We start from the raw sequence: 15,421 nt of genomic DNA, 5'->3' as shown, positions 1-15,421 counted from the left end.
CGCGAGCAAGCCCGCTCCCACAGGTTTTGCGCCTGGCCTGTAGCAAGTAACGATTTGTTTCTATCTGATAGGCTCGGCAGATTACGCCTTCAGTTCAATGCACAAAAGGTACAGTTGATGACGAACCCTCGCCGCGCCGTTTTCCTCGACCATCCATCGCTGGACCTCGGCGATCTCGATCTCAGCCCCTTGCGTGATTGTTTTGACGATTTGCAGCTGTTCGCGCAGACCACGCCCGAACAGGTGATCGAGCGTCTCAAGGGCGCGACCGTCGCCATCAGTAACAAAATCCTGATCGACGCGGCGGCCATTGCCGCCAGTCCCGAGCTGAAGCTGATCCTGATCACCGCCACTGGCACCAATAACGTCGACCTCGCCGCCGCCCGCGCCCATGGCGTGACCGTCTGTAACTGCCAGGGCTATGGCACGCCGTCGGTGGCGCAGCACACGATCATGTTGCTGCTCAATCTGGCAACACGCCTCGCCGATTACCAGAAAGCGGTCGGCGAAGGTCGCTGGCAACAAGCGAAACAGTTCTGCCTGCTGGATTTCCCGATCGTCGAACTGGAAGGTAAAACCCTGGGCCTGCTCGGTCACGGCGAGCTGGGTGGCGCGGTCGCACGACTGGCCGAAGCCTTCGGCATGCGCGTGTTGCTCGGGCAGATTCCGGGGCGCCCGGCCCGGGCGGACCGTTTGCCGCTGAATGAGCTGCTGCCGCAGATCGATGCGCTGACCCTGCATTGCCCGCTCAACGAACACACCCGTCACTTCATCGGCGCCCGCGAACTGGCCTCGATGAAACCGGGCGCCTTCGTGGTCAATACCGCCCGTGGTGGCTTGATCGACGAACAGGCGCTGGCCGATGCCTTGCGTAACGGCCACCTGGGCGGCGCCGCCACCGACGTGCTGAGCGTCGAACCACCGACCGCCGGCAATCCGTTACTCGCCGCCGACATTCCACGCTTGATCGTTACGCCGCACAACGCCTGGGGCAGTCGCGAGGCGCGGCAGCGGATCGTTGGCCAATTGACCGAAAACGCTCAGGGATACTTCAGCGGTAAAGCGTTGCGGGTCGTCAGTTGATAGACTGCGGCACTTTTTTTCAGGGAGCAGGTTATGGATCCGCGCAGTGAAGTACTGCTTCGTCAGGCCGAGTTATTCCAGGGTTCGGTGTTGCTGGCCGGTTTGCCCGCCGATGATTTGCTCGGGCGCCTGCCCGACGCCCATGGCTGGTGCTGGCACGCCGGCGACCAGGCCGCGCTGGACGCTCGCTTCGTTGAGCGCAGCCATTTCGGCGTGACCGTACCCGAGAGCGAGTTCGACACCGCAGTGGTGTTTCTGCCCAAATCCAAAGACCTCACCGACTACATCCTCAACGCCCTCGGCTCGCGCCTGGCCGGGCGTGAACTGTATCTGGTGGGTGAAAAACGCAGCGGCATCGAAGGCGCGGCCAAGCAGCTCAACCCGTTCGGCAAACCGCGCAAGCTCGACAGCGCGCGTCATTGCCAGCTCTGGCAGGTCACCGTGGCCAATGCGCCAGCGGCCAAATCGCTGGAAAGTCTGGCTCAGACCTATGAGTTGCCGCTGGCCGAAGGTCCGTTGAAAGTCATCAGCCTGCCGGGCGTGTTCAGCCACGGTCGCCTGGATCGCGGCAGTGCGTTGTTGCTGGAGCATCTGGATAAATTGCCGAGCGGTCATTTGCTGGACTTCGGCTGCGGCGCCGGTGTTTTGGGTGCGGCGGTCAAGCGTCGTTACCCGCACAATCAGGTCACGTTGCTCGACGTGGATGCTTTTGCCGCTGCCAGTAGTCGCCTGACGCTGGCCGCCAATGGTCTGGAAGCCGAGGTAATTACCGGTGACGGCATCGATGCAGCGCCGATGGGTTTGAGTGCGATTCTGAGCAACCCGCCGTTCCATGTCGGTGTACACACAGACTATTTCGCAACCGAGAACTTGCTGCGAAAAGCGGCAAAACATCTGAAAAACGGCGGCGAACTGCGTCTGGTTGCGAACAGTTTCCTCAAGTATCAGCCGCTGATCGAAGAGCACCTCGGCGTATGCGCGATCAAGGCCGAAGGTCAGGGTTTCCGAATCTACCGGGCCAAACGCGGTTAGAACTTTTTTCAAAAAAGAGGCTTGCCCAATCGGATTTGCCTAGGCAGAATCCGCTCCGTCCTAGGGGAGTAGTCTCCCACGAGCGCCATGCTCGTCCGGCATACGTCAACATACTTGGTCCTCAGACCATGGCGTATGCGACCCAAGCATCCGCATCAGACGGATCGCCAGGGTTTGACAAGACCTATGACACGAACACCTTACCCGGGGCGGGAAGGCTGTACGTGTCATAGCCGTGTCGACCCGCCCCTTAGGAAAACCCTGATGCTGGATTCACTACTCGTTCCCACCGCAATCGTTGCCTTGGCCGAAATCGGCGACAAGACGCAACTGCTCGCGCTCATTCTCGCTGCCCGCTTTCGCAAACCGTGGCCGATCATTGCCGGCATCGTCGCCGCGACCCTGGCCAACCACGCGGCAGCCGGTGCGGTAGGCGCCTGGGTTGGCAGTTTCTTCTCGGATGCGATGTTGCACTGGATTCTCGCCGCGAGCTTTACCGCAACGGCGTTGTGGACCCTGGTGCCGGACAAGATGGATGACGACGAAGCCAGCACCGCCCGCAAGTTCGGGCCGTTCCTGACCACGCTGATCGCGTTCTTCCTCGCGGAAATCGGCGACAAGACCCAGATCGCAACCGTGATGCTTGCGGCGCAATACCCGGAACTGTGGCTGGTGATCATCGGCACCACCGCCGGTATGTTGATTGCCAACGTGCCGGTGGTGCTGGCGGGTAACTTTGCGGCGGACAAACTGCCCTTGACGTTGATCCGTCGCCTGGCGGCTTCGGCGTTCTTCGTCCTGGCGGTTGTCGCGGTGTACAAGGCGATGCAGAGCAGTGGGTGGGTGTAACCCATTCGCTCGGCTGAGATGATACTTGCTCCCGCTCGGCTGCGCAGCAGTCGTTAACCCTGTATCCACGTTCTCATTGAAGGAATGCGGATGCTGATTTTAGGGTTGCTGTGCAACCCAGCGGGAGCAAGCTCCCTCGCCACAAAGGTTGAGTCGGCTCAGTTTTTGTTGATGCCAATCAGGATTTCGGCGCTTTCTCGTACAACGGCATCACCTTCGGAATCGCCGCCTGCAACGAAGCAATCCGGCTGGACGACGCCGGGTGAGTGCTCATGAACTCTGGCGGTGAACCTTCCGATGCCTTGCTCATCTTGTTCCACAAGGTGATCGCGGCGTTCGGATTGTAACCGGCGCGGGCCGCCAGTTCCAGGCCGATCAGGTCTGCCTCGTTTTCGTTGGCGCGGCTGTTGGGCAACGTCATGCCATAGTTGGCCACGGTGTCTGCCAGCGCCAGGCTGTCCTGACCAAGACCGAACAAGGCACCGGCGCCCTGCTTGGCCATTTCGATGCCGTACGCCTTGGACATCGCTTCACGACCATGCTCGCGCAGGGCGTGGGCAATTTCATGGCCCATGATCGCGGCGATTTCATCGTCGGTGAGTTTCAGGCTGTCGATCAGCCCGGTGTAGAAAATGATCTTGCCGCCAGGCCCGCAGTTGGCGTTGAGCTCGTCGCTCTTGATCAGGTTGACTTCCCATTTCCACTGGGCCGAATCCGGACGGAAAATCGGCGCCTGGGCAATCAGTCGATTGGCGATCGTCTGGATGCGTTTGGCATCGTTACTGGTCTTGTCCAGCACACCCTTGTTACTCGCCTCGCCAACAGTCTTTTGATAAGACTGGGCGTACATCTGGTTGACCTCGTCCGTGGACAACATGCTGAACATGTACTGTTTACGCTCCACGCCCACGGCACCACCGCTGGTGGTGTTGACCGACTGACAACCGGCGAGCAGCAGACCCGCGCTCAGAGCACACAAAACCAATCGCTTGTTCATCAAAAAACTCCGTGAAAACATGCTGGGTATCCTAGGCGGGGAAAAGTATCGGCGCCAGATACAACAGACATACAGACGCATATTTCGGATAAAGCTCTCATCGCCGTAGAAAAAAAATTCACATAACCTCCCCCGCCATGGCCAGCACGGCCCGCAATGATTCATTTGCGACATCAAACACTCCAAAACAGCCATTTCGCCCCGCCCCGCTCATGACCATCGCCCCCCTGCCGATACAGCACCGCAGATGTCCTCTTGCGTGCGGAGCACCCATGAAATTCAAGTCGATCCAGTTTTCCGTGGCGGCCCTGGCCGGCGCCATCGTTTTAAGCGTCGTGGCGGCGCTGGTGCTGTACGCGCTGTTTTCCGGTGCACGGACCCAAGACATGGTTCAAGAGCGGACCCAAGCACAATTCGAACAAGTCATCGAACAGCGCCTCACCTCCCTGGCGCAAACCCAAGTCAGCCAGATCCAGCGCGAACTTGAAGCGCCCCTGCTGATTGCCGGCGGACTGGTGCGGGTCAACGCGTTGATCGGCACGCCGGGCGCAGACGGCCAGCCGCAGCTGAGCCTGAGCCGTGAGCAATTGATCAGTCTGACCAAGGAAAACGTCGCCAAAAATCCGAAAATCCTCGGCACCTACATTGGCTGGGAGAAAAACGCCCTCGACCACAACGACGCGGCCTACGTCGACACCAAGGTCGTGGGTATCGACGCCAGTAACGGACGCTTTCTGCCGTGGTGGTTCCGCAACGAAGACGGCAGCCTGGGCCTGGACAAACTGGTGGACGTCGACGACCAGAAAACCCTGTCCACCGGCGTGCGCGCCAGCGAGTACTACCTGTGCTCGAAAGAAACCAAAAAATCCTGCGTGATCGATCCGGCCCCCTACAAGGTCGGCGACAAGATCGTCATGCTCGCCTCCTTTATTGAACCGATCATGCTCGACGGCCAGTTCCAGGGCATCGTCGGCGCCGACCTGTCGGTGAACTTCATTCAGGAAATGCTCCTGGGCGCGAACCAGAAATTGTACAACGGCTCGGGCGTCATGGCCCTGATCGGCGGCAACGGCCGGATCGTGGCCTACACCAAGGACCCGAGCAAATTCGGCGAGAAGGTCAGTGACATCCTCGACAGCCAGCAGATCGCCAACATGGCCAATCTCAAGCGCGGCGAAGTGACCTACACCGTCGACAAGGCCCAGGGCCGGATCGAGCTGTACTTGCCATTCGGCATCGGCCAGACCGACGCGCGCTGGACCCTGATGCTGCAACTGCCGCTGAACGCGGTGATGGCCGACCTGCAAAAACTCCAGGCCGACCTCGACACACAGCGCAAATCCGACACCTTCGGCATGGCCATGGTCGGCCTGCTGATTGCCGGTATCGGCTTGCTGGTGATCTGGCTGGTAGGTCACGGCATTGCCCGGCCGCTTAAACAGATGGTCGCCATGCTCGACGACATTGCCAAAGGTGAAGGCGACCTGACTCGCCGTCTGACCAGTGATCGCGCGGACGAACTGGGCTCGATCGCCAAAGGCTTCAACACTTTCCTGGCCAAGTTGCAGGCGATGATCACTCAGGTCGTGACGTCGGTGCAGAGCGTCAGCGATTCGTCGGAACACACTGCCGACATCGCCATCCGCACCAACATTGGCGTGCAGAAGCAAATGGTCGAGATCGATCAGGTGGCCACGGCGGTGCATGAAATGACCGCCACTGCCCAAGACGTGGCGCGTAACGCAACCCAGGCAGCGCAAGCGGCCAGCCATGCGGATCAGGCGGCGGCTCAGGGCAAACAGATCGTGCGGGATACGTCGAATTCGATCGGTGTGCTGGCGGTGGAAATCGGCAAGGCTGTCGGCGTTGTGCAAACCCTGGCCAAGGACAGCGAGAACATCAACGCGATCCTCACCGCCATTCGCGGCATTGCCGAACAGACCAACCTGCTGGCCTTGAACGCCGCCATTGAAGCGGCACGCGCCGGTGAACAGGGCCGTGGCTTTGCGGTGGTGGCCGATGAAGTGCGCAACCTGGCACAGAAAACCCAGAAGGCCACTGAAGAAATCCAGACCATGATCCAGCAGCTGCAACAAGGCACGCGCGATGTGGTGCGGGTGATGGAAGACAGCCAGAACCGTACCGATGAAAGTGTGCAGCATGCGGCGAAAGCGGCCGAAGCGCTGGATGCGATCACTCAGGCGGTGTCGGTGATCAATGACATGAACACGCAGATTGCCAGTGCGGCCGAGGAACAGAGCGCGGTGGCGGATGACATCAACCGTAACGTGATCAACATTGGGCAAGTGGCCAATGAAGTGGCCGGTGGGGCGGATGAGTCGAGCGCGGCGAGTGCGGATTTGACCAAGCTGGCGGAACAGCAGCGGCGGTTGATCAATCAGTTCAAGGTTTAAGGTTTAAGAGCAAGATCAAAAGATCGCAGCCTTCGGCAGCTCCTACAGGGTAAGGGTGTACGCCAACCTAATGTAGGAGCTGCCGCAGGCTGCGATCTTTTCGATGACACCACTTAACCCGGGGTCAAACACTCCGGCCCATTCAACTTCGGATCATTCACCAGATTCGCCAACACCCGCTCGCGCAACGCCGCGGGTTCACTGGCCAGCAACCCCTGCAGCACATGCAACGGCGTCTCGGGATCAAGCCAGGCTTCCTGCCCCGCCGCATCCAGTATCAACGGCCGACGCTGACTCGCCGCCGGCTGCGTAATCACTGCCGTGCTCAACCACACCTGCTCCTGCACCGGGTAGGCTTCCCAGATCGCCGCAAAAAACAGCGTCGAGCCCTCCCCCGGCGTCAGCCAATAAGGCCGCTTGCGCGTCGTGCCGCGCCATTCGTAAAAACCGTTGGCCGGCAGCAGACACCGGCGCTCGCGCAGGGCCTGACGGAACATCGGTTGCTCGGCCACGGTTTCGGCCCGGGCATGGGCCGGCGTGCGGGACAGATCGGTCAGCCACGGCGGCGTCAAGCCCCAGCGTGCGCGGGCCAGTTCACGCTGGCCGTCAGCGACGGCACGCAGCATCAACACCGAATCGTTTGGGGAAATATTCCACTGGGCCTGCTGATCGGCGGGAAAGCCAGGCAGGGCCGCGAAGGCGGGGTTCCAGCGAAACAGGGCATAACGTCCACACATGGGGCAACACGACTCTTGATAAAACGAACGCCAGCCTAACAGACCAGCGTGCCGGGAAAGCTTTCCGGTTCATCGCCGGGCAGCGGCAGCGCGGCATTGTACGCGGCGATCAACTCACGGGCGTACTCGGCCTGGTCGTTATCTACCGACAAGCCCAGCAGGCCGAAGATCGGCAATTCGCCGGTGCCGCCGAGCAAATCGCGGCCAACCAGATGCGCCTCGACGCCCTCGCTGGCCAACATGCTTTGCAGCAACTCGCCTTCCATCAGGTTTTCCGGTTCATAGATTCGCTGCATGGAGCGCCCCTTTCATTCGTTTTCGCTGTGAACTTCAAGCAACCATTCCTGACCATCAGTCTGCAGGACAAACGTGATGGGGCGGCAACACACCGGACAGTCCTCGATATAGGTCTGATCGCCGCCAGACAAATCCAGCACGGCCTCGGCCTCCTCACCACAATACGGACACTCGTAGCGCTCGGTTTCCAGCATCGCGGTCTCCAGGGTGACTTGTGCGTATAATCGCCGGTCTATTTGCAGGGCTATTTTTGTCTGGCTACTTTTTCAGACCGTGCCCCGTTGGTTTTCGATCAAAACCTTTACTTACCCTAGCCGTTTCTAACAAGAGAGCATGATGGGCGAATTCGATGCCATCCGACCTTACGACGACAGCGAAGTCCCAGCGGTGCTGGCACGGTTGCTCGGTGACAAGGCGTTTCTAGATATCCTCACCCACTTCCGCTTCCCGCGTTTCGCCGGTGCCTTCGGCTGGATGCTCAAACCTCTTATAGCTCATCGGTTGCGCCGTGAGTTCGCCGGCATCAATTCGGTGGCCACGCTGCAGGACAAAGTCGAGTACTACGTCGACCACACCATCGAACGCGCCACGGACGGTGTGACGTACACCGGTGTCGAGCAGTTCAAGTCCGGCAGTGCCTACCTGTTCATCGCCAACCACCGCGACATCGTGATGGACCCGGCCTTCGTCAACTATGCCGTGTATCACGCCGGCCTGCCGACACCGCGCATCGCGATTGGCGACAACCTGCTGCAGAAACCCTTCGTCAGCGACCTGATGCGCCTGAACAAGAGCTTCATCGTGCACCGTTCGATCAGCGGTCGCAGGGAAAAAATGGCGGCTTATCAACTGCTGTCGGCCTACATCAACCACTCGATCCGCAACGATTGCGCCTCGATCTGGATCGCTCAGGCCGAAGGCCGGGCGAAGGACGGCGACGACCGTACCGAGTCGGCGATCCTCAAGATGTTCCACATGAGCCGCAAGGACGAGCCGTTCGGCGAAGTCATCCGCTCGCTGAACGTCACCCCGGTGTCGATCAGCTACGAATACGACCCGTGCGATCAGGCCAAGGCCCGCGAGCTCTACATTCGCGCTACCACCGGCAGCTACACCAAAGTACCGGGCGAGGACGACGCCAGCATCGCGAAGGGCATTACCGGCTACAAGGGCCGTGTCCACGTGAACTTTGCCGCGCCGATCACCGAGCTGTTCGAAGACACCAAGCAATTGGCGATCGAAATGGACAAGCAGATCCTCGGCGGTTACCGCTTGTTCCCGGTGCATTACCTGGCCTACGCACAGTGGAAAGACGCCGATCCGCAGTTGCAGGTGCCGAGCGCCACGCAAGTGTTTGCAGCCGATGAGCTGGCCAAGGCCCGGGAAGAATGGCAACAGCGTCTGGACGCCTGCCCTGAAGAGCATCGCCCCTTCCTGGTGCTGCAATACGCCACGCCGGTGCGCAATCAGTACCGGGTGAAAGCCGGGTTGGCGCTGTAGGTTTTTACAGCAAGATCAAAAGATCGCAGCCTTCGGCAGCTCCTACATGAGATCGGTGTAGGAGCTGCCGAAGGCTGCGATCTTTTGCTTTAAGGGGTCAAACGCGCGTGCTAATCCACGACACCAGCAACGCCAACCCCAGGCAGGCAAAACCGAAACAATAGAAAAACCGGTTCATGCGCAAGGTCGCCCAATCCAGCATGGGCTCTTCACTGGGACGGCTCTGACGCTGCGCTGCCAGACTGGCCAGCGCACGTTGTTCGCGGCGACGCGTAGCGTGCAGCAACCAGCCGCCCGGGAAGGCAAACAGCAAGGCCAGCAGGTTGATCAATTTGGCGGGATGGGCAGTAAACAGCGTCATCAAATGCAGCGACATCACAAACCTCAGACAAAACAGGTGTGGCAGACGCCGGACCGACGACCGCGGCGCGGATTCTACCGAAAGCCGCTCTTCCTGCCCGTCGTTTACGACAAACAACTCACCATTTGGCAGATTCCTGTCCTGCGTCACGGCTTCGTCATCTGAATGCGCCAGTCTCTCGGCCCATCAAAAACGACAAGGAAACCGTCATGCTGCACGCCGAAAACCAGGATCGCCTCTACCTCATCGCTCAAAGCGACGAACAACAAGCTTTGGTCGGCAGCCTTGCCTTCAACGTTCAGGATCGCCATTGGCTGGTGTATTGCGCACTGGGCGGGCATCAACATGCGGATTTGCCGGAGGCGGATTTGCTGACGGGTGTGAGTGTGCTGGATTTTTATTCGCAAGCCGCTGCCTGACGGTACGCCGTCCCCTGTAGGAGCTGCCGAAGGCTGCGATCTTTTGATTTTGACCTTCGACAGCTCCAAACCTGAAAAAGCAAGATCAAAAGATCGCAGCCTTCGGCAGCTCCTACGGGGCTCGCATTACTCGCCGAGAATCTGACCCACTGTCGGGTCCTTGAACAGGCGCGTCAACGCGTCGCTCAACACATCGCTGACCAGCTTGGTGTTGGTTTCCTGATTCGGCGCCATGCCGAAACGCTGATCCAGCGACGCACCGTAACGACCGCTGTAGCGGCGGTTGGCGTTCTGTACGTCGGAGCGGAAGGTCGCGCCAATGGTCGCCTCGGTCACGTACATGCCTTCCTTCGGCGACTGGTACTTCAGCTCGTCCAGGGTCACGGTCAATTGCGGTGCATTCAACGCATTGGACGTCGGGGTAAAGCCCAGCAGGCGCACGGCCGCTTCGGCCTGGGCCTGCAACTTCGGCAGGATCTGCGCGCCCTGCACCGTGATCGCACTGGTCTCCGGATACAGACCGCCACGGGTGCCCAGGGTTGGCGACCGACGACCGTCCACCACACGCACCACCACTGGCTGACCATGGCCGACCGGTGCCAGCTGAGTCGTCAGCTTCGGTTCCGGGTTCAGTTGTTGCGGGCTGTGGGCGCAGCCAACCAGGGTCAAACTGGTCACAGTGATCAAACCGAACAACAGGCGTTGCAACATGCTCTTCTCTCCAGAATCAGGCACAAACAGGCCGGCAGTATAGCGGTGCGCCATCGTCGCTAACCAGCGCCTCGCAGTGAATACTGAAATGTCTGACAAACCCTTGGGAAACCGGTTCCTGTCACACAGATGTCACCGCCCATACACCTGTATGTCACGGCGTTCTGACAAACTTCACGGCAGTCACCCCCTCAAGGTACTTTGCCATGCGCCACCTGATCTCGCTGTTCGCTCCACGCCCGTTGCATCGCTGCTTCGCCCTGCTCGACCGCAACGGTCATTGCCAGGCATTCAAGCAGTGCAGCCTGCAACCGATGGGCGATGGCTGGGTCGAAATCGAAGAAATCCGCCTCAACTGGCTGCACCATCCCCTGCCCGCCAGTGCCCGTGTCAGCCAGCACCAACCGCGCGCGCGCGCGCAACAGCTGTCGGCCATCTGACCAGACGCCTAATAAAAGTCATTAAACACGCCCATTTCCCTGCGTTTCTTAGATACAATCTCCCCCCGATTATAAGGACGTCTCCTGATCGGGCCTCGCAGCATCGTCAATGCTTCGGTATTGGCACCCCGCACCGCCCACAGAGAGCCGCCCACACAGATCGAGTGAAGCTGGCGCGCTTGCTGTTCCTTGAGCAAAACCCCCACTTTTCGCGAATCTGCAGAGCTGTCATTACGCTCGGTCACTGAGCTGTTTGCCCGTTTTGCCTGTCATGTACCCCATGGCGGCAATCCATCCGGGCACGGTGCCAGGCTGGGGCAGCCCTTTTTTGAGGTTCACGTCTTCAAAAGAGCGTGAAAAAAACGGGTTTTCACAACTTCACAAGAGTGTGGCGAGCAAATGAATAGTTTTGCGTCTGAATATGCACCATTAGCGTCTGGAACAGCCCAACGACACAGGACCGAGTATTCCTTGAACACCGGAGCCTGAAGCCTGTCCGCTACGGATTTGGTTGCACAAACGGATGTCTCGACCATAAGTCGAATTGCCAGTCGCGCGTTGAAATGAGTTCATAGACCTCATTGACCCGACCGGTAGCGTCCGTCGAAGTTGCGATAAATTGCGAAGATTCGGACATGGCGACACTGCCACGAGGACCTGGGGCATCACTGACTCGCCCCGGAACGCCTGGCAGCCATGCCGACAATTTGGTGCTGCAGATTTTGGAGACGCGTTAAATGGCGCATAACGAAGCAGTCGACGTAGTACTGGTTGGGGCCGGCATCATGAGTGCCACCCTCGCCGTACTGCTCAAAGAGCTCGACCCCGCGATCAAGCTGGAAGTCGTCGAGCTGATGGATTCCGGTGCCGCGGAGAGTTCGAACCCGTGGAACAACGCCGGTACCGGTCACGCCGGGCTGTGTGAGCTCAATTACACGCCGCAGGCCGCCGACGGCACCGTCGACATCAAGAAAGCCGTGCACATCAACACCCAGTTCGAGGTGTCGAAGCAGTTCTGGTCGTACCTGACCAAAAAAGGCACCTTCGGCTCGTGCAAAACCTTCATCAGCCCGGTGCCACACCTGAGCTACGTGCAGGGCGACAGCGGCGTATCCTTCCTCAAGGAACGCTTCAACGTGCTGAGCAAGCACCACGCCTTTGCCGATATGGAATACACCGAAGACAAGGCAAAAATGGCGGACTGGATGCCATTGATGATGCCTGGTCGTCCGGCTGACGAAGTCATCGCCGCCACCCGCGTGATGAACGGCACCGACGTCAACTTCGGCGCCCTGACCAACCAGTTGCTCAAGCACCTGACCAGCGCACCCGATGCCCAGGTCAAGTACTGCAAGCGCGTGACCGGCCTGAAACGCAACAACGGCGGCTGGACCGTCAGCATCAAGGACGTCAACAGCGGCAACTCCCGTGAAGTCGACGCGAAGTTCGTCTTCCTTGGCGCGGGCGGTGCGGCATTGCCGTTGCTGCAGGCCTCCGGCATCGAAGAAAGCAAAGGCTTCGGTGGCTTCCCGATCAGCGGCCAGTGGCTGCGTTGCGACAACCCGGAAGTGGTCAAACACCACCAGGCCAAGGTGTACAGCCAGGCTGCCGTGGGTTCGCCACCGATGTCCGTGCCGCACCTGGACACCCGCGTGGTCGATGGCAAGAAGTCCCTGCTGTTCGGACCTTACGCCGGTTTCACCACCAAGTTCCTCAAGCACGGCTCCTTCATGGACCTGCCGATGTCGGTTCGCGCCGGCAACATCGGCCCGATGCTGGCCGTGGCGAAAAACAACATGGACCTGACCAAGTACCTGGTCAGCGAAGTGATGCAGTCGATGGAGCAACGCCTGGAGTCCCTGCGTCGTTTCTACCCTGAAGCGAAAGCCGAAGACTGGCGCCTGGAAGTGGCCGGCCAACGGGTGCAGATCATCAAGAAAGACCCGAAAAAGGGCGGCGTTCTGCAGTTCGGCACCGAACTGGTCGCGGCCAAAGACGGTTCCCTTGCTGCACTGCTCGGCGCTTCGCCAGGCGCTTCGGTGACCGTTTCGATCATGCTGGAGCTGATCGAAAAATGCTTCCCGACCAAAGCGTCCGGCGAATGGGCTGCCAAACTGGCGGAAATCTTCCCGGCCCGGGAAAAGGTTCTGGAAACCGATGCTGCGCTGTATCGCAAGATCAACACGCAGAACAACATCGCGCTGGAACTGGTTGAAGAAAGCAGCGAGACCCCAAGCTACGCTTGATCGTCGCGCATAAAAAACGCCCCGTTCTCATTGAGAGCGGGGCGTTTTTTTTGGCCGGTGAAACCAATATTGCTGGCTCACTTTATTTTGTGGCGAGGGGATTTATCGGAATGCCGCACCACCCCGTTCGGCTGCGCAGCAGTCGCAAATCTTTTGAATGCGGTTTGCCTGACGCACCATGCAAGCAGGTTTTGGGGCCGCTTCGCAGCCCAACGGGGATAAATCCCCTCGCCACAGGTATTCGGTTCACTTCGGATACGATCAGCCGCGAGCCTTGTCAATCAGCTCGATGTACTCGGCGGCATTGCGCTGATCCTTGATCACCGCGACGAAATCATTGCCGTGCTCATCCTTGCCGTTCAAATCCAGACCGGCTTCAACGAAGAACGTCAGAAAACGCTCGAAGTCGTCGATGCGCAGGCCACGGTAAGCCTTGATCAGTTTGTGCAGGGACGGCGAAGTGGCGTCGACCGGTTCGAAATCGAGAAACAACTTGATCTGCTCATCGCCGATCTCGTCACCAATCACTTGTTTCTTATCTTTACGCATTGCCGACTCCAGCTCGCAGACATTTCACGGGGCGGGCAGTTTACCCCTCACTGGCCGCCGGGCTCAACGCGGACGAACGGCTCCGGTGTGCAGGTCAGCCCAGACATGACCATTGGCGTAGCTGAGGAACTGGCAATACACCATGTCATTGCGCAACAAGTCGATCACCACGCGGTACTGCGCCATCGGATAAAACAGCGTCAGGGTTTTGCTCTTGTCGTCGTAGATCGGCTTTTTCAGGCTTTTGCTTTCGCCATCGAAGTTGACCAGCACCTGATTGATGGTCGCACCCTTGTTCAAGGATTTGCCCTTGAGGCGGATCAGCAGCGGAGACGTCACCGGGATCGGCTGTTGGGTGGACTGGCGCTGACTGCCGACCACTACCGAATATTCGGTGACCTGCAGCAGTTGTTGCTGCTCGGGTTCGGCGTCACGCAGGGTCAGATCGTCAGGCGGCAGAAACTGCGCGTGCATCGGTGCCGGCGCGGCGGCCAGAGGCAGGCTGAGGGTCAGCAACAGGGCGGCGCAGCTGCGGATCAAAAGGCTCATGACGGGCTCCGGAGGGCGGGGCCGAGCACTTTAGCATGGGCACACACGAAACAATGTGGGAGCGGGCTTGCTCGCTCCCACAGGGATTGTGCACATCAATCGAACTGAGCGCGCATCCATGCCTGATAGTCGGCCACGCCCGGCTCGCCTTCACGCGGCGCCCAATGAGCAAGCTCACCTTCGCCCACGGGGCGATACGGACCCGCCTTGCACTCGAACATCAGGCTGTCGGCTTCCAACACCACCAGGCCATGGAACACGCCGGTTGGCAAGTCAACACCCACACAGTCGCCACCAGCCTGCAGGATTTGTTTGCGCACCACCACGCCGGCCTCATCGAAAATCAGCACGCCAAGCCGCCCTTTGAGGACCAACAAGGTTTCAGCCTTGTTCTCCCCCAGATGCCGATGAGGCGGGATGTACGTGGACGGCTGCAATCCCACCGCCATGCGATGGCAAGCCTCTTCCATCTGGTGGAAATTGTGGTGCTGGCGACCCCGCGGGCTGGCTGCCGCTTTCTCGGCAAGCTCAGTGAACAGTGTTTGATCAAGAAAGCTCGGCGCGGCCATGTGCTTACATCCCTTTAACAGCAAAAATCCCGTTTGCGTTACGCCAGTAGCCTTTGTAGTCCATGCCGTAACCGAAGATGTAACGGTCAATGCACGGCAAACCGACGAAATCGGCTTTGAGGTCCGGGCGAGCCTTGCGGTCGTGGTCCTTGTCGATCAGCACGGCGGTGTGCACCTTGCGCGCGCCAGCGTGTTTGCAGAAGTCGATGATCGCGCCCAGGGTGTGACCTTCGTCGAGGATGTCGTCGATGATCAGCACGTCACGGTCGATAAACGACACTTCCGGCTTGGCTTTCCAGAACAATTCGCCGCCGCTGGTTTCGTTGCGATAGCGGGTGGCGTGCAGGTAGGACGCTTCCAGCGGGAAATGCAGATGGGTGAGCAGCTTGCCGGCGAAAATCAGGCCGCCGTTCATCACACAGAACACCACCGGATTGCTGTCCGCCAGTTGTTCGTTGATGTGTGCACCGACGCGGGCGATGGCCGCCTCGACTTCAGCTTCGGTGTACAGGCAGTCAGCCTCTCGCATGATTTGACGGATATGCTCGAGATCAGCGGACATGGCGCTCTCCAGGGGGGTGGGGGGTGACTAAGTCAGGAAAAGCGGGCAAAGGTACGCATCCCGCTCGGCCAGATCAAGCGTTTGTGGACTAACGTACTCTATGTCT

18 protein-coding genes, 1 pseudogene and 1 riboswitch are annotated in these 15,421 nt (G+C 59.5%); of the genes and pseudogenes, 9 read left to right on the top strand and 10 right to left on the bottom strand.

Annotation, left to right across the window (positions count from 1 at the left end; translation table 11 throughout):
* Window positions 1-117: 117 nt before the first annotated feature.
* The 3 genes from ACYZTL_RS20545 to ACYZTL_RS20535 all read left to right on the top strand — a co-directional run bounded on the left by ACYZTL_RS20545 (window position 118) and on the right by ACYZTL_RS20535 (window position 2,964).
* The gene (locus ACYZTL_RS20545; protein WP_461953285.1) at window positions 118-1,083 is read left to right on the top strand and encodes a 2-hydroxyacid dehydrogenase; all 966 of its coding nucleotides are present in this window, start codon (window positions 118-120) and stop codon (window positions 1,081-1,083) included.
* Between the two features lie 33 nt (window positions 1,084-1,116).
* Window positions 1,117-2,115 carry a methyltransferase gene (locus ACYZTL_RS20540; protein WP_461953284.1) on the top strand — a complete coding sequence of 333 codons (999 nt, stop codon included), beginning with the start codon at window positions 1,117-1,119 and terminating at the stop codon, window positions 2,113-2,115.
* 50 nt (window positions 2,116-2,165) lie between these two features.
* Window positions 2,166-2,291, top strand: a riboswitch (yybP-ykoY riboswitch).
* An 88-nt stretch (window positions 2,292-2,379) separates the two neighbouring features.
* Window positions 2,380-2,964 carry a TMEM165/GDT1 family protein gene (locus ACYZTL_RS20535; protein ID WP_461953283.1) on the top strand — a complete coding sequence of 195 codons (585 nt, stop codon included), beginning with the start codon at window positions 2,380-2,382 and terminating at the stop codon, window positions 2,962-2,964.
* 178 nt (window positions 2,965-3,142) lie between these two features.
* Here the strand turns inward: ACYZTL_RS20535 and ACYZTL_RS20530 are convergent, their stop codons facing one another.
* On the bottom strand, window positions 3,143-3,961 hold the full coding sequence (locus ACYZTL_RS20530; protein ID WP_461953282.1) for a M48 family metallopeptidase: 819 nt from the start codon (window positions 3,959-3,961) through the stop codon (window positions 3,143-3,145).
* A gap of 137 nt (window positions 3,962-4,098) precedes the next feature.
* Between ACYZTL_RS20530 and ACYZTL_RS20525 the strand changes: the two are divergent.
* Both ACYZTL_RS20525 and ACYZTL_RS20520 read left to right on the top strand, forming a co-directional pair.
* A pseudogene (locus ACYZTL_RS20525) lies at window positions 4,099-5,520 on the top strand (methyl-accepting chemotaxis protein); the annotation flags it as partial.
* A 12-nt stretch (window positions 5,521-5,532) separates the two neighbouring features.
* Entirely contained in the window at window positions 5,533-6,375 is an 843-nt protein-coding gene (locus ACYZTL_RS20520; protein ID WP_461954345.1) for a methyl-accepting chemotaxis protein, read from the top strand.
* Window positions 6,376-6,488: 113 nt separating this feature from the next.
* On the opposite strand, the gene ACYZTL_RS20515 is transcribed toward ACYZTL_RS20520, so the two are convergent.
* From ACYZTL_RS20515 to ACYZTL_RS20505, 3 genes are read right to left on the bottom strand one after another with little or no spacing between them, the layout of a single operon-like run.
* Window positions 6,489-7,112 (bottom strand): SOS response-associated peptidase, encoded by a 624-nt coding sequence (locus ACYZTL_RS20515; RefSeq protein WP_214378623.1) that lies wholly within the window; start codon window positions 7,110-7,112, stop codon window positions 6,489-6,491.
* A 35-nt stretch (window positions 7,113-7,147) separates the two neighbouring features.
* On the bottom strand, window positions 7,148-7,408 hold the full coding sequence (locus tag ACYZTL_RS20510; protein WP_461953281.1) for a putative signal transducing protein: 261 nt from the start codon (window positions 7,406-7,408) through the stop codon (window positions 7,148-7,150).
* Window positions 7,409-7,420: 12 nt separating this feature from the next.
* Window positions 7,421-7,603, bottom strand: coding sequence for a CPXCG motif-containing cysteine-rich protein (locus tag ACYZTL_RS20505; protein ID WP_008153387.1), 183 nt, complete (start codon window positions 7,601-7,603; stop codon window positions 7,421-7,423).
* Between the two features lie 139 nt (window positions 7,604-7,742).
* On the opposite strand from ACYZTL_RS20505, the gene ACYZTL_RS20500 reads away from it, so the two are divergent.
* Window positions 7,743-8,909: a 1-acyl-sn-glycerol-3-phosphate acyltransferase gene (locus ACYZTL_RS20500; protein WP_461953280.1), complete on the top strand. Its 1,167-nt coding sequence runs from the start codon at window positions 7,743-7,745 to the stop codon at window positions 8,907-8,909.
* 97 nt (window positions 8,910-9,006) lie between these two features.
* Here the strand turns inward: ACYZTL_RS20500 and ACYZTL_RS20495 are convergent, their stop codons facing one another.
* Window positions 9,007-9,285 (bottom strand): hypothetical protein, encoded by a 279-nt coding sequence (locus ACYZTL_RS20495; RefSeq protein ID WP_461953279.1) that lies wholly within the window; start codon window positions 9,283-9,285, stop codon window positions 9,007-9,009.
* 194 nt (window positions 9,286-9,479) lie between these two features.
* Between ACYZTL_RS20495 and ACYZTL_RS20490 the strand changes: the two genes are divergently transcribed.
* Window positions 9,480-9,689, top strand: a complete 210-nt coding sequence (locus tag ACYZTL_RS20490) for a hypothetical protein (RefSeq protein ID WP_461953278.1) — start codon at window positions 9,480-9,482, stop codon at window positions 9,687-9,689.
* Between the two features lie 126 nt (window positions 9,690-9,815).
* On the opposite strand, the gene ACYZTL_RS20485 is transcribed toward ACYZTL_RS20490, so the two are convergent.
* Window positions 9,816-10,400 (bottom strand): YajG family lipoprotein, encoded by a 585-nt coding sequence (locus tag ACYZTL_RS20485; RefSeq protein WP_461953277.1) that lies wholly within the window; start codon window positions 10,398-10,400, stop codon window positions 9,816-9,818.
* 206 nt (window positions 10,401-10,606) lie between these two features.
* On the opposite strand from ACYZTL_RS20485, the gene ACYZTL_RS20480 reads away from it, so the two are divergent.
* Both ACYZTL_RS20480 and mqo read left to right on the top strand, forming a co-directional pair.
* The gene (locus ACYZTL_RS20480) at window positions 10,607-10,840 is read left to right on the top strand and encodes a hypothetical protein (RefSeq protein ID WP_461953276.1); all 234 of its coding nucleotides are present in this window, start codon (window positions 10,607-10,609) and stop codon (window positions 10,838-10,840) included.
* 737 nt (window positions 10,841-11,577) lie between these two features.
* Window positions 11,578-13,086, top strand: coding sequence for a malate dehydrogenase (quinone) (gene mqo, locus ACYZTL_RS20475; protein WP_461953275.1), 1,509 nt, complete (start codon window positions 11,578-11,580; stop codon window positions 13,084-13,086).
* A 261-nt stretch (window positions 13,087-13,347) separates the two neighbouring features.
* On the opposite strand, the gene ACYZTL_RS20470 is transcribed toward mqo, so the two are convergent.
* The 4 genes from ACYZTL_RS20470 to ACYZTL_RS20455 all read right to left on the bottom strand — a co-directional run bounded on the left by ACYZTL_RS20470 (window position 13,348) and on the right by ACYZTL_RS20455 (window position 15,315).
* Window positions 13,348-13,635, bottom strand: coding sequence for a PA4642 family protein (locus tag ACYZTL_RS20470; RefSeq protein ID WP_461953274.1), 288 nt, complete (start codon window positions 13,633-13,635; stop codon window positions 13,348-13,350).
* A 63-nt stretch (window positions 13,636-13,698) separates the two neighbouring features.
* A complete protein-coding gene (locus tag ACYZTL_RS20465; protein WP_461953273.1) occupies window positions 13,699-14,184 on the bottom strand; it encodes a hypothetical protein in 486 nt (161 codons plus the stop codon).
* Window positions 14,185-14,279: 95 nt separating this feature from the next.
* Entirely contained in the window at window positions 14,280-14,753 is a 474-nt protein-coding gene (locus ACYZTL_RS20460) for a WbuC family cupin fold metalloprotein (RefSeq protein ID WP_461953272.1), read from the bottom strand.
* Between the two features lie 4 nt (window positions 14,754-14,757).
* Entirely contained in the window at window positions 14,758-15,315 is a 558-nt protein-coding gene (locus ACYZTL_RS20455; RefSeq protein ID WP_047533108.1) for a hypoxanthine-guanine phosphoribosyltransferase, read from the bottom strand.
* Window positions 15,316-15,421 lie beyond the last annotated feature (106 nt).

The sequence above is a fragment of the Pseudomonas sp. LB3P81 genome (assembly GCF_054897965.1).
The sequence above is the reverse complement of the archived record's forward strand: the minus strand, read 5'-3'. Positions and strand labels throughout refer to the sequence as shown.

Excerpts from the sequence above, each read along its gene's own strand:
- ACYZTL_RS20545 (WP_461953285.1), top strand. The coding sequence starts at position 118 with ATGACGAACCCTCGCCGCGCCGTTTTCCTCGACCATCCATCGCTGGAC.
- ACYZTL_RS20540 (WP_461953284.1), top strand. The coding sequence starts at position 1,117 with ATGGATCCGCGCAGTGAAGTACTGCTTCGTCAGGCCGAGTTATTCCAG.
- ACYZTL_RS20535 (WP_461953283.1), top strand. The coding sequence starts at position 2,380 with ATGCTGGATTCACTACTCGTTCCCACCGCAATCGTTGCCTTGGCCGAA.
- ACYZTL_RS20530 (WP_461953282.1), bottom strand. The coding sequence starts at position 3,961 with ATGAACAAGCGATTGGTTTTGTGTGCTCTGAGCGCGGGTCTGCTGCTC.
- ACYZTL_RS20520 (WP_461954345.1), top strand. The coding sequence starts at position 5,533 with ATGATCACTCAGGTCGTGACGTCGGTGCAGAGCGTCAGCGATTCGTCG.
- ACYZTL_RS20515 (WP_214378623.1), bottom strand. The coding sequence starts at position 7,112 with ATGTGTGGACGTTATGCCCTGTTTCGCTGGAACCCCGCCTTCGCGGCC.
- ACYZTL_RS20510 (WP_461953281.1), bottom strand. The coding sequence starts at position 7,408 with ATGCAGCGAATCTATGAACCGGAAAACCTGATGGAAGGCGAGTTGCTG.
- ACYZTL_RS20505 (WP_008153387.1), bottom strand. The coding sequence starts at position 7,603 with ATGCTGGAAACCGAGCGCTACGAGTGTCCGTATTGTGGTGAGGAGGCC.
- ACYZTL_RS20500 (WP_461953280.1), top strand. The coding sequence starts at position 7,743 with ATGATGGGCGAATTCGATGCCATCCGACCTTACGACGACAGCGAAGTC.
- ACYZTL_RS20495 (WP_461953279.1), bottom strand. The coding sequence starts at position 9,285 with ATGTCGCTGCATTTGATGACGCTGTTTACTGCCCATCCCGCCAAATTG.
- ACYZTL_RS20490 (WP_461953278.1), top strand. The coding sequence starts at position 9,480 with ATGCTGCACGCCGAAAACCAGGATCGCCTCTACCTCATCGCTCAAAGC.
- ACYZTL_RS20485 (WP_461953277.1), bottom strand. The coding sequence starts at position 10,400 with ATGTTGCAACGCCTGTTGTTCGGTTTGATCACTGTGACCAGTTTGACC.
- ACYZTL_RS20480 (WP_461953276.1), top strand. The coding sequence starts at position 10,607 with ATGCGCCACCTGATCTCGCTGTTCGCTCCACGCCCGTTGCATCGCTGC.
- mqo (WP_461953275.1), top strand. The coding sequence starts at position 11,578 with ATGGCGCATAACGAAGCAGTCGACGTAGTACTGGTTGGGGCCGGCATC.
- ACYZTL_RS20470 (WP_461953274.1), bottom strand. The coding sequence starts at position 13,635 with ATGCGTAAAGATAAGAAACAAGTGATTGGTGACGAGATCGGCGATGAG.
- ACYZTL_RS20465 (WP_461953273.1), bottom strand. The coding sequence starts at position 14,184 with ATGAGCCTTTTGATCCGCAGCTGCGCCGCCCTGTTGCTGACCCTCAGC.
- ACYZTL_RS20460 (WP_461953272.1), bottom strand. The coding sequence starts at position 14,753 with ATGGCCGCGCCGAGCTTTCTTGATCAAACACTGTTCACTGAGCTTGCC.
- ACYZTL_RS20455 (WP_047533108.1), bottom strand. The coding sequence starts at position 15,315 with ATGTCCGCTGATCTCGAGCATATCCGTCAAATCATGCGAGAGGCTGAC.